Below are 12,585 nucleotides of genomic sequence, written 5' to 3'. Positions count from 1 at the left end.
CCCGACGCAGCCCGATTTCCACTGATTTCCACCAGAACGCAGTTAAAGAGGTCTGAGATGAAAACGCTTAAGGGACCGGCGATCTTTCTGGCGCAATTTGCCGGTGACGAAGCCCCGTTCGACAGTCTTGACGCGATTGGTCGCTGGGCGGCGTCACTCGGCTATAAAGGTGTTCAGATTCCAAGCTGGGACAAGCGCCTGTTTGATGTCGAAAAGGCCGCCGAAAGCAAGGATTATTGCGACGAAGTGATCGGTAAACTGGCCGGGCACGGCGTGCAGGTGACCGAACTTTCAACCCATCTTCAGGGCCAGCTTGTGGCGGTCCATCCCGCCTATGACGAGATGTTTGACGGTTTTGCCGTGCCCGAAGTGCGCGGCAATCCAAAGGCGCGTCAGGAATGGGCGGTCAAACAGGTCAAGGCCGCGATCAAGGCTTCGCAACATATGGGAATCAACGCCCATGCGACATTTTCCGGCGCACTGGCCTGGCCGTTTGTTTATCCCTGGCCGCAACGCCCGGCCGGATTGATCGAAACCGCGTTTGACGAACTTGCCAGGCGCTGGACACCGATCCTCAATGCCGCTGACGAGGCGGGTGTTGATCTTTGCTATGAAATCCATCCGGGCGAGGACCTGTTTGACGGGGCGACGTTCGAGATGTTTTTGGAACGGGTGAAAAATCATCCGCGCGCCAACATCCTGTATGATCCGAGCCACTTCGTGCTTCAGCAGCTTGATTACCTTGATTTCATCGATATTTATGCTGATCGCATCCGGATGTTCCATGTCAAGGATGCCGAGTTCAATCCAACCGGCCGACAGGGTGTCTATTCCGGGTATCAGGGCTGGGTCGATCGGGCGGGCCGGTTCAGGTCGCTTGGCGACGGGCAGGTTGATTTTGGCGCCATCTTCTCGAAACTTGCGGCGATTGATTTTGATGGCTGGGCTGTGCTCGAATGGGAATGCGCGCTCAAACATCCCGAAGACGGTGCCCGCGAAGGGGCCGAATTCATTAAAAACCACATCATTCGTGTGACAGAGAAAGCCTTTGATGACTTTGCCGACGGTGGCACGGACGAGGCGGCCAATCGCCGCATCCTTGGCATCGACTAGCAGCATCACGGGTAATACTCGTCCAATTCGACTTTGGAGGCAGATATGAGCAAACAAACATCGCTTGGCCGTCGGTTGCGCCTGGGCATGGTTGGCGGCGGGCAGGGGGCCTTCATCGGGGCCGTTCATCGCATCGCGGCACGACTGGATGATCGCTATGAACTGGTGGCAGGTGCGCTTTCATCCAAGCCCGATGTCGCGGCGGCCTCGGCGGCAGAACTGTTTATCGATAGTGATCGCAGCTATGCCAGTTTTGAAGACATGGCCAAACAGGAAGCTGCGCGTGAAGACGGCATTGATGTCTGTGCGATTGTCACACCCAACCACCTGCATTTCCCGGCCGCCATGGCGATGCTGGATGCCGGTATTCATGTGATTTGTGACAAGCCGCTTTGCATGACCGTCGATGAGGCCGAGAAGATCGCGGCCAAGGTCAAGGAAACCGGACTTCTGTTTGCCTTGACGCACAACTACACCGCCTATCCGATGGTGCGCGAGGCGCGCCAGATGGTGGCGGATGGCAAGCTTGGCAATATCCGGCTGGTGCAGGTCGAATATCCGCAAGGCTGGATGGCAACCAGGGTCGAGGATACCGATAACAAGCAGGCCAACTGGCGGGCTGATCCGGCCAAGGCCGGCATGGGCGGCGCACTTGGCGATATCGGAACCCATGCGCACAACCTTGCGAACTTTGTTTCTGGCATGACGCCAAGTGAACTTTGTGCCGATGTCGATGCCATCGTCGAGGGCCGCAAGCTTGATGACAATGTGCAGATCCTGATGCGTTATGAAAATGGCGCGCGCGGCATGCTGTGGGCAAGCCAGGTGGCGATTGGCCATGAAAACGGCCTTCGTCTGCGGATCTATGGTGACAAGGGCGGCCTTGAATGGGCGCAGGAACATCCAAACCATATGCATTTCCGCCCGCTTGATGGACGGCCGGAATTGCTGACCCGCGGTGGGGCTGGCATCGGGGCCGAAGGTCTTCATGGTGTGCGCGTGCCGCCCGGGCATCCGGAAGGGTATCTTGAAGGCTTTGCAAACCTTTATACCGATTTCGCCGATCAGTTGGTTGCGCATCTGACCAATGGCAAGGCCGATGCCGCCGCAATGTTGGTGCCCGGCGTCAAGGAAGGCCTTGAGGGCATGAAATTTGTCGAAGCCGTCGTGCGTTCCGGTCGGGACGGGGCCGTTTGGGTCAAAATGTGATCATTTCGCGCAATCGGGAAATCTGGGGATTTCCGTGTGCGCGAATTCACCATTGAAACGTGTTCTTCCCGTCCGGCGCTCTGTCGGCATTGAGCCGCAGCCTTATTGGTTGCGGCTCTTTTTTTCAGCGCTTGACGAATTCCTTGCCGTCAATGGTCAGAACGCGACCATTGAAGGTGCAATTTGCACTGCCATTTGGGATGGATGTGCGTTGAAGAATAGCCCCTGATGCAGCGTCGGAATAGATACCTTCGCCGTAATCAAAGCTGATGCTGTTGGCAGAGGTGTTGAAATAGAAGTCGATGTCGAATTGATACTCGCTGCCATACGTACGCTGGCGGAAATGTCCGCTGCCGCTGCCTGATCCGTTCATCGTGTATTGGGTCAGGTTGCCATCCGCAGAAAAGGTGCCGGTCGCCGTGGTGCAATCATCAGGTTTCCTGGGGGGCGCTGCTTCGCGTGCGGCCTGTTCCGCCGCGGCGATACGGCGTACTTCCGCTTCTTTCGCGGCTTCCTCTACTGCTTTGGCTGCTGCGATCTGCGCGATGCGGCGTTGTTCAGCCTGTCGTTGTTGTTCAAGTTCGGCGAGGTGTTTGTCTTCGGCGATCTTGGCATTCAATTCAGCTTCGGATGCCAGCTTCTCACCCTTGTAGTATGCGCAAGTGGATATCACATCCGGTGATGGGCCGCAGTCACGCAGGCCAACATAGCTATCGCGCGCGGCATAGTCAGAATACTGCACCCAACTGCCATCGGTATTGGTGAAGCGGCCTTCGCCACTGGGATTATCACCATCGACTTCTCCTTCCCAGACCGACCCGCTGAGTTGTGTCAGTTTACCTTCTTTGGGGACGACGGCCTCGAATGTGCCTTCAAAGGTTTTACCGTTCTTCCATTTAATTTTGGTGCCGGCAATCTGTTCGAACTTCTTGCGGTTAAAGCGTCCCTGGTAAACGCCTTCCCCCGTCAGTGTTACCTTGCCGGTAATTTCATCCGGGGTGATATTGGCGTTGCTGATGACAGCGACTTCTGAGCCATCACGAAGAACCGTGATCGTGCCATTGCCTGCGACCTGTCCGTTGACCTGTGGTCCCCGGAATTCGAAAAGCCATTGTCCCTGATGTTCTACGATGACGGGAAGATAGGTATCTTTGGCATAAGACGCCGTGCTTGCCGCCATAAGTGCGAAGTCATTATAGACAGGCTCAGTTGTGGTGCTGACGCTGTTTGAAAATACGCCATATTCTGCTGTCAACCGGACAAGTTTTCCGGCTTCGACCTTGATGATGCTATCTGCCTTGATCTGTGAATTGTGCGTCAGGCGCACGCGATACTCACCGGGCCACAGCTGGACGGCGTGGATCCGGCCCATGGCAATTTTATCTGCATGCGCACCGATAAAGTTCTCGGAACTGCTGGTCGGGAATACAGAAGCGCTCCAGTAATCGTCATAGGTGCCGCCTGCACCGATGACAAACTGAACCAGACCCCAATTCAGCGTACTTTTCTTCATGCCCTTTGGAGGGGCGTTTGAAGGTGTCGCTGTTGATACAGCTGCTGTCGTTTTTGCAGTTGTCGTCTCAGGTTGACTGGCGGTATCGGTTCCTTCTGATTGCGAAGGCGTTATCGCGTTCATGATATTACTGGTTAATTGATCAAAATCAGTTGTCTGGCATCCTGCGAGCAAAAAGCTTGCGGCAAGTAACAGACTTCCAGCGATAAACGATGATTTTGTGAGTTTGGTTTGACCCTGCATTAAAGCCCCCTGATGCAGACCCTGATCAGGGTATTTGGGCAGAAAATTTAAATTCTGAAAAGTGAATTTAGCCAGCGTGCAGGCTTGTGGTTGCGCCTTAAAAAGGCAGTTCATCGCCAAATACTGACCGTTCAGAACGGCTTTTGCGCAACGCTGCGTAAGAGGGAACGCGAATGTATACTTTTGGGTGATGAAAGGCCTGACTGGTGTGCGGGGCAAAATCCAGGCCATAAATTCAATTTTTAATGAATAGAATCAGAAGCTTGTTGAGCCTTTTACGCGCGTGATTGCGGCGTAATGCGCCCCATGGTTTTCCACGAAGTGAAAAAGACTTGCCTCTTGGTTGATCCCCTATTGCTGGATTTTCCGTAAAGGTGTTTCCTAGGATCATAAAAAATAAGACTACTTTCAGGGAAATCACCGGGAGCGTCCGCATGCCCGAGAAGCCAAAGCTTCTGATAACGCGACGATTGCGTGATGCCGTTCAGGCACGCGCCGCGCGGGACTATCAGGTTCTGACCAATGCCGAAGACCGCGTGTTCACGCGTGAGGAGCTCATTGAAAAGTGCCAGCAGGTCGATGCTGTCCTGCCGTGCCATTCCGAGCATTTTTCTGCTGATGTCATTGCCGAACTGCCCAAAAGCCTCAAGATCATTGCCAATCATTCGGTCGGGGTGGATCACGTTGATCTGGCTGCGGCCAAGGATGCCGGGATTGTTGTGACCAACACGCCCGATGTGCTGTCCGATGCCACCGCCGAGATTGCCATGCTGTGCATGCTGGGTGCGGCGCGTCGCGGGGCCGAAGGCGATGCGATGGTGCGGGCCGGTAAGTGGGATTTCTGGTCGCCGGCCTTTATGGTCGGGCGTCAGGTCACCGGCAAGCGGTTTGGTGTTCTGGGCATGGGCCGGGTTGGTCAGGTCGCGGCCGAACGGGCGCGCGGATTTGGCATGGAAGTGCATTACCACAACCGCAAGCCACTGCCCGATCATATGGCCAAGGGCGCCATTTTCCACGAGACGGTCGAAGACCTGTTTGCCCATTCCGACGTGTTGTCACTGCATTGCCCGTCAACGCCAGAAACAAAAGGCATCATCAACAGCAAGACAATTGCGATGCTGCCTGACCGCGCGATCCTTGTGAATACAGCGCGTGGCAACCTGGTGGACGAGGATGCGCTTGTGGCCGCCCTTGAGAGCGGAAAGCTGTTTGCAGCGGGCCTTGATGTGTTTTGCAACGAACCCGGTGGAAATCAACGGATTAGCGCGTTGAATAACGTCTTTCTGTTACCACATATAGGGTCTGCTACAGAAGAAACGCGTGATGCCATGGGGTTTCGCGCACTTGATAACCTTGATGCCTATTTTCAGGGGAAAGAACCCGGCGACCGGGTGGCGTAGAAGGCGGGAAGACCGTCTGCGTCCAGTTTGTTGAAGTCTTTAACAATAACAAAATGCGCGCCGTTTTTGCGGTCCCGGAACGGACCAAGCGCATCAAAAATGGTCTTGGATATCAAGATCAGGGGCTTTTGAAGGCTGACAGTTACCGATTGTTTCCCGCCAATGGTGGACGGCAAACAACGGTATATCTGGGAGGAAAAATGGAAATGAAAACCAAATCTGAAGACGTGAAGTCCAAGGAAGTATCCCGTCGTTCGTTCCTGACCAAAGGGGCGACCGGGGTTGTGGCGGGTGGTGCTGCGGCAACCGGGATGTTTGCGGCACCTGCTGTCCACGCGCAGCCGGCACCGATGGTTCTGAAGATGCAGACTTCCTGGCCGTCATCCGACATCTGGATGACCTTTGCCCAGCAGTATGTTGATCGCGTTGAAGCCATGTCGGGTGGTCGTCTGAAAATCGACCTTCTGCCGGCGGGTGCTGTTGTTGCTGCCTTCCAGGTTCTTGATGGCGTCAATGACGGCGTGATTGATATCGCCCATTCCGTGCCGGTTTACTGGTACGGCAAGAACAAGGCGGCATCGCTGTTTGGTACCGGTCCGGTGTTTGGTGGTTCCGCAACCACCATGCTGAGCTGGTTCTATGCTGGCGGTGGTGAAGAGTTCTATCGCGAACTGACCCAGGATGTGATGGGTCTGGATGTTGTTGGTCTTCTTGGCTTCCCGATGCCAGCGCAGCCGTTCGGCTGGTTCAAGGAGCAGGTCAACACCGTTGCTGATATCGAAGGCTTCAAATACCGCACGGTGGGTCTGGCAGCAGACCTTCTGCAGTCGATGGGCATGTCGGTCGCACAGCTTCCGGGCGGCGAGATTGTGCCGGCGATGGAACGTGGCGTGATTGACGCGTTCGAATTCAACAACCCGTCGTCTGACATGCGCTTTGGCGCACAGGATGTTGCGAAGAACTACTATCTGTCTTCGTACCATCAGGCATCGGAAAGCTTCGAGTTCCTGTTTAACAAATCCCTGATGGAAGACCTTGAGCCGGATCTTCAGGCGATCCTGCGTCACTCTGTCGAGGCGGCGTCGACTTCGAACACGGCGCTTGCGATGGACAACTATTCCTCGGATCTGCAGAAATTGCAGGATGAGGGCGTAGAAGTTCACCGGACCTCGAAAGAGATCCTGGCCGCACAGCTTGAAGCCTGGGACAAACTGATCCCGACACTTGAAGAAGATCCGTTCATGAAACGGGTTCTCGACAGCCAGCGTGCCTGGGTCGAACGTGTGACCTTCTATGAACTGATGAACTCGCCTGATTATCAGCTCGCTTATGAACACTACTTCCCGGGCAAACTGAAACTCTGATCCCTGTTTAGGATTTCAGTGTTTTGATGATCCTGACTGCTCCGTTGGCCTGATCTTTTGGCTGGCGGAGCAGTCAATACGCGAACGGACAGGATTTCATGATTGGATTTATTGAATTCGCGGACAAGCTTTCGGCCTGGTTTGGCAAGGCCTTTGGCTGGTTGATTATCCTCATGACGCTTGGCATGAGCTATGAGGTGGCATCGCGATACCTATTTAATGCGCCAACCACATGGTCGCTTGATGTGTCATTTATCATGTATGGCACACTGTTCATGATGGGTGGGGCCTATACCCTGTCTCGTGGTGGGCATGTCCGCGGCGATTTCCTTTATCGTCTGTGGAAACCCACAACCCAGGCCAAGGTTGATCTGGTTCTTTATATCTTCTTCTTCTTCCCGGGTGTGACCGCCCTGATCCTGTCGGGCTGGAAATATGCCGCCCGTTCGTGGGGCTATGGGGAAGTAAGCGTGAACAGCCCGGCGGGTGTTCCGATCTTTCAATTCAAGGCAGTGATTGTCGCAGCCGGCATTCTTCTGTTCATCCAGGGCATCGCACAGGTGATGCGCTGCATTTTGTGTATCCGTGAAGGATACTGGCGCAATGCAGACGATGATGTTCAGGAAACCGAAGAATTGCTGATGAAGCAAAAAGTGGCCAAGGAAGACTGATCCCATGACGATCAAGATCAACCAGACCGCTGGACCATACGCGATACACGCCCCCGAACGGAGCAGCCAACGTGATTGACGCACATGTCGCCCTGATGATGCTGGGCATCTTTATTATACTGGTATTCCTCGGTTTCCCGGTTGCCTTTACCCTGATGGCGCTTGGCATCGGGTTTGGATATTACGCTTATTTCGATGCAGGCCGCATGTGGCGGGCCTTTAACCGGCTGGCTGAGGACAGCGAAACCCTGACCTCGGTGATAACGTGGTTCGAAGGGGCGTTTAACAACCGAATATTCGATTTGTTCATCAACCAGACATACACGGTGATGTCGAACGAAGTTCTGACCGCCGTGCCGTTGTTCCTGTTCATGGGCTATATCGTTGAACGCGCCAATATCGTGAACCGGTTGTTCTCCACCCTTAACATTGCTGCGCGTAACATTCCCGGATCGCTTGGCGTTGCGGCCCTGATTACCTGTGCGCTGTTTGCAACCGCAACCGGGATTGTCGGCGCGGTGGTGACACTCATGGGGATGCTGGCGCTGCCTGCGATGCTTAAGGCGCGCTATGACAAAAGCTTTGCATCGGGCATCATTTGCGCTGGCGGGACGCTGGGCATTCTGATCCCGCCGTCGATCATGCTGATTGTTTATGCCGCGGCGTCGGGTGTTTCGATCGTGCGGCTTTATGCCGGTGCGCTGTTGCCGGGTCTGACCCTTGTTGGTTTGTATCTTTTGTACGTCATGGGGCGTGCAATGTTGCAGCCAAAGGCAGCCCCCCGTCCGACTACCGAGGAAATTCCGGAAGTGCCGTTGCCGAAAGTCCTTTGGATGCTGGCGACCTCGTTCTTCCCGCTGGCCTTCCTGATTTTGGCGGTTCTGGGATCGATCCTGTTTGGTCTGGCTACCCCGACCGAGGCGGCATCGATTGGTGCGCTTGGCGGGATGTTGCTGGCGGCGGCTTATCGGGCGCTGACCTTTGATCGCCTGCGCGAATCGGTTTATCTGACGGTGCGGACCTCGGCGATGGTGTGCTGGCTGTTTGTTGGTTCTTATACGTTCTCCTCGGTGTTCTCTTATCTTGGTGGGGAACATGTGATTGCCGAGTTTGTCGGTGGTCTGGACCTGACACCGCTTCAGTTCCTGTTGCTTGCACAGTTGATCATCTTCCTGCTGGGCTGGCCGCTGGAATGGTCGGAGATCATCATCATCTTCGTTCCGATCTTCCTGCCGCTTCTGCCGCTGTTTGATATTGATCCGCTGTTCTTTGGTATTCTGGTGGCGCTGAACCTGCAGACCTCGTTCCTGACCCCGCCGATGGCGATGTCGGCCTATTACCTAAAAGGGGTGGCGCCCAGCGGGATATTGTTGACCGATATCTTCAAGGGGATCATGCCGTTCCTGTTCATGGTGATCGTCAGCATGGTTCTGATGTACGCCTTCCCGCAAATCGTGTTCCATTTGCCCGATCTGTTCTATGGCGCACGTTAAGGGAGGGATGAGATGAGCAATATCAACCCGCTACTGACACTTGAAGTTGTCGAGCTGCGCGACCGCCTTGCCAGCGGGGCGGTGCGCGCGGTTGAATATGTCGAAGCCTGCCTGGCGCGTATTGCCGAGATCGAGCCCCAGGTTCAGGCATGGGCGTGGCTTGATAGCGATCATGCGATTGCCCAGGCCCGTGCCCTTGATGCGCGGCGTCAATCCGGTGCACCGATTGGTCCGTTGCACGGGCTTCCTGTCGGTCTGAAAGATGTGATTGATACCGCCAAGATCCCAACTGAAAACGGCACCGTCCTTGATAAGGGGCGCGTGCCGGAAGAAGACGCGGTTCTGGTATCGCGTCTGAAGGCGGCCGGTGCGATCATTATGGGCAAGACGGTTTCGACCGAGCTTGCCTTCATGCATCCGTCCAAAACGCGCAATCCGCATAACCCGGATCATACACCCGGTGGTTCATCGGCCGGGTCGGCAGCCGCGGTGGCGGCCGCCATGGTGCCGCTTGCTGTCGGGACGCAGACCGGTGGTTCGGTTATTCGGCCGGCATCGTTTTGCGGTGTCGTCGGGTTCAAGCCGACCTTTGGCGCGATTGCCCGGACCGGCGTTCTTAGCCAAAGTCCGAGCCTTGATACGATCGGTGTTTTCGCCAATTCGATCACCGGGGCGGCGATGGTGGCCGAAAGCCTGTTTGGATATGACGCAGGGGACCCGGCAACAGAACCGAGCCCGACGCCAAGGTTGGTCGATGTCGCCAAAAGCGATCCCTTGGTGACCCCGATGTTTGCCTTTGTCCGGCCACCGCAATTTGACGAGGTCGCGGACAAGGAAACCATCATGGCATTTCGCGAAATTACCGAAATGCTCGGCGATCAATGTTTCGAGGCGCCGTTGCCCAAGGCATTTGAAGATGCCAATGCCCTGCGGGCCCGGATCAATTTTGCCGAAATGGCCAAGGATTATTACGGTTATGAAAAGCGTGGCCGTGATCACCTGTCGCCGGAAATCCTTGAGGCCATCGACAAGGGCAATGACGTCAAGGCACGGGATTATCTGGCGGCCCTTGACTGGCGCAAGGTCCTGAATGCCGGGCTAGACGAAGTGTTCAATCGCTGTGATGCGATCATCACACCAGCAGCCACCGGCCCGGCACCGGCCAACCATCAGACCACTGGCAACCCGATCTTTAACGGGTTGTGGACGTTCTGCGGAACGCCCGCTGTGACCATTCCGCTATTGTGGTCAGAAGGCGGGATGCCGATGGGCGTGCAGCTTGTTGGTCGAATTGGCGATGATGCGCGTTTGATGCGGACCGCCAACTGGTTGAAATCACATCTCAGCAGTCAGGAGAACGCATAATGGAAAACAGTCTTTTGAACCGTGCCATGGCACTTCTGTCCTTTGCTGTGCTTGTCGGATTTGTCGGCATTCTTGTGGGCTATGTCACCCGCTTTGACCTTGCGTTGATCGTAGCGCTGACGGTTGGGCTTGCCGGGTGGGATATGTGGCATGTCGCCATGGGCCACAAGGAAGACAAACACTGATCTGACGGGGAGAACCCCTGAAGATGCAAGCAAACTTGCGGGACAGGATGATGATGATCCTGTCCCGCTTTTTTGTTTGGCGGTGTTCGCGTGGGCCGGGTCACGCCGTATCAGACAGAGACCGCGTCATAGCCAAAGCGTTTGGCGGCGATATTTGTGATATCGCGGATCAGGGCAATTTCAGCATCATCGAATTTCGGCCGGTAATAGTCCGGCGCATGGATGGTCGGCGCGACGCGATCAATCAGGGGCCCCGCCCCATCCAGTTCGACATGGTCAAACAGGGATGCAAGTTGTTTGGCTGGATCGGCGACCAGATCTTCGTAGCGCACGACCAGTGTTGCCTTTGCCAGATCCTTGTTCACGATCATCCGGTCGGCCAGATAATGATGCAGGTTGGACCAGTAGCGCGCCCAGCCTTCGATTTCATCGCCATTGGTCCAGAGCTTCATGATCGCGAAGGTTTCGTGCAAATCGCCAGTATTGATCGGGCGGCGGTCCAGCCCGAATTCGTAATGGCCGACGCGCTGCATATGGGCGATGGCGCGCGGGTTATCGGCTTCGCCAGCACAGAACAGCTTATGCTGCTTGATCAGGGATGCGATGTGCCAGACCGGATCGCGCACCGGTAAGACAAACCGGGCATCGGGGAAAATCGACAGCAGATATTCCATCCGCGTGACCAGATAATTGGCCTTGGACACATAGCGTTGGCCACCGCGAACATGGATCAGCTTTCGAATGTGATCGCGGTAAAACTGTTCAAAACCCGGGTTGCTGATATGGCCATCAAGAACGTTGCTTTTGCCGATTTCATGCAGATTGTTGAAAAAGGCCATCCAGATCATTTCCTCGAACGCTTCGGGGCTTTCGGGGGTGACATTGATGCCGTCTGCATGGGTGCGTTCGACTGCGACATTTTTCTTGCCAGGCGCCAGATCGACAAAGCGGTTCCACAGCCAGGGCGTGAAAACAGGCGGGTAATCGCGATAGCGATGGGTTGCCGCATCCGCGTGCCCGGCCAGTGTTTCGAGCAAAATGGTGCTGCCCGATCGGGCAAGGCCTGCGACAAAGATCGGCTTTTCGATCTTGATATCTTCAATGGCGTCGGCGGCCAGTCTGGTTTCAAAATTGCCCAGCCGGATCCAGTGTTGCGGGTGGCGTGAAACCAGCCCGCTTAGCCAGTGATCCCAGCCAGATACATGAAACGCAGTATTGTTTGATGCCTGTTTCGCGGTCGCATTGGTCATTCGATCCGAAACCCTTTCTTGATGGCAAGTGACCCCAGCAACAGGCTTACGAAGAATGTCAGCTCCCACCCGCGGGCCCAGTCCGGACCGGCAGAGAGGATTTCCTGACTTTGCAGGGCAAAGCGAAGCTGTGTGACCGGGGTGTCATCGGGCAAATAACCCGCCGGATTGCCGATCAGGCTGTTCCACCAGACTTTGTGATGCATGACCGGGATGGGGGCTGCTGCCTCGACGATATGGCTGTGTCCTTCGATATGTCCGGGGATCTGGACAATCGGGCAGGCGCCGGTGACCGCATCAGGATTGCCGCCGATCTGTTCGATCTCGGTATCCTTGGGTTCTACGTCGATCTGAACCGGTTCGCCGGGCGGCGGGCAGCTATATCCGTATTGCCCGTCCAGCCAGACAATCAGGGCAAGGGCGGGAAGGGATGCCACAACCGCCGGGCCAATGACAAAGCCGACCAGTTTGAAGGATTTGGCAAGCTGCGCCTTGGCAAGCTGCATGCCCTGTCCGAAATCCTCGCCGTCGTCATCGGACATGGCACGCTGGGCCGCCTTGACTTCGGCCTTTACCTGCTTGATGCGGGTTTGCGGCGAGATCAGGCGATATAAAACCATGGAAACGCCAGCACAGATCAACGCCCAGATCAGCACCCGGCCAAATGGACCGATGGCTGTGGCCATCAGGTCATCAAGGGCGGCAAATGCCGGGGCGGGCCAATCAAACAATCCCATGGCAAATAGTCCCATGGCAAAAAGTCCGGTATGAGTTCATCT

Annotated in this window: 11 protein-coding genes; 8 read left to right on the top strand and 3 right to left on the bottom strand. The window is 55.6% G+C overall.

From position 1 onward, the window contains the following. The first annotated feature begins 57 nt into the window (after positions 1-57). Both TH4_RS19850 and TH4_RS19845 read left to right on the top strand, forming a co-directional pair. Positions 58-1,113, top strand: a complete 1,056-nt coding sequence (locus tag TH4_RS19850; protein ID WP_064782486.1) for a sugar phosphate isomerase/epimerase family protein — start codon at positions 58-60, stop codon at positions 1,111-1,113. Positions 1,114-1,158: 45 nt separating this feature from the next. Beyond that, entirely contained in the window at positions 1,159-2,322 is a 1,164-nt protein-coding gene (locus TH4_RS19845; protein ID WP_064782485.1) for a Gfo/Idh/MocA family protein, read from the top strand. A 124-nt stretch (positions 2,323-2,446) separates the two neighbouring features. On the opposite strand, the gene TH4_RS19840 is transcribed toward TH4_RS19845, so the two are convergent. Continuing rightward, on the bottom strand, positions 2,447-4,309 hold the full coding sequence (locus TH4_RS19840; protein ID WP_157097818.1) for an MORN repeat-containing protein: 1,863 nt from the start codon (positions 4,307-4,309) through the stop codon (positions 2,447-2,449). A 203-nt stretch (positions 4,310-4,512) separates the two neighbouring features. Here TH4_RS19840 and TH4_RS19835 point away from each other — a divergent pair, with 203 nt between their 5' ends. From TH4_RS19835 to TH4_RS19810, 6 genes are all read left to right on the top strand, one after another. Then, a complete protein-coding gene (locus tag TH4_RS19835) occupies positions 4,513-5,478 on the top strand; it encodes a 2-hydroxyacid dehydrogenase (RefSeq protein ID WP_064782483.1) in 966 nt (321 codons plus the stop codon). Between the two features lie 206 nt (positions 5,479-5,684). Continuing rightward, positions 5,685-6,842 (top strand): TRAP transporter substrate-binding protein, encoded by a 1,158-nt coding sequence (locus TH4_RS19830; RefSeq protein ID WP_040823277.1) that lies wholly within the window; start codon positions 5,685-5,687, stop codon positions 6,840-6,842. A gap of 98 nt (positions 6,843-6,940) precedes the next feature. Then, complete coding sequence (locus tag TH4_RS19825) at positions 6,941-7,513, top strand: TRAP transporter small permease subunit (protein WP_008890025.1); 573 nt, start codon at positions 6,941-6,943, stop codon at positions 7,511-7,513. 71 nt (positions 7,514-7,584) lie between these two features. Continuing rightward, positions 7,585-9,006 carry a TRAP transporter large permease gene (locus tag TH4_RS19820; protein ID WP_064782482.1) on the top strand — a complete coding sequence of 474 codons (1,422 nt, stop codon included), beginning with the start codon at positions 7,585-7,587 and terminating at the stop codon, positions 9,004-9,006. A gap of 12 nt (positions 9,007-9,018) precedes the next feature. Continuing rightward, positions 9,019-10,371, top strand: a complete 1,353-nt coding sequence (locus TH4_RS19815) for an amidase (RefSeq protein WP_064782481.1) — start codon at positions 9,019-9,021, stop codon at positions 10,369-10,371. Next, complete coding sequence (locus TH4_RS19810) at positions 10,371-10,556, top strand: hypothetical protein (RefSeq protein ID WP_064782480.1); 186 nt, start codon at positions 10,371-10,373, stop codon at positions 10,554-10,556. The genes TH4_RS19815 and TH4_RS19810 overlap by 1 nt, the downstream gene beginning before the upstream one ends. 110 nt (positions 10,557-10,666) lie before the next feature. Here the strand turns inward: TH4_RS19810 and TH4_RS19805 are convergent, their stop codons facing one another. Together TH4_RS19805 and TH4_RS19800 are read right to left on the bottom strand one after the other, a co-directional pair. After that, positions 10,667-11,806: a sulfotransferase family protein gene (locus TH4_RS19805; RefSeq protein ID WP_064782479.1), complete on the bottom strand. Its 1,140-nt coding sequence runs from the start codon at positions 11,804-11,806 to the stop codon at positions 10,667-10,669. Beyond that, a complete protein-coding gene (locus TH4_RS19800; protein ID WP_245228026.1) occupies positions 11,803-12,558 on the bottom strand; it encodes a hypothetical protein in 756 nt (251 codons plus the stop codon). Before TH4_RS19800 ends, TH4_RS19805 begins: the two co-directional genes overlap by 4 nt. Positions 12,559-12,585: the final 27 nt, after the last annotated feature.

The organism is Thalassospira tepidiphila MCCC 1A03514, from assembly GCF_001662875.1.
Lineage (GTDB): Bacteria > Pseudomonadota > Alphaproteobacteria > Rhodospirillales > Thalassospiraceae > Thalassospira > Thalassospira tepidiphila.
Note: the sequence above shows the minus strand (reverse complement) of the source record. Positions and strands in the feature narration are given on the sequence as shown.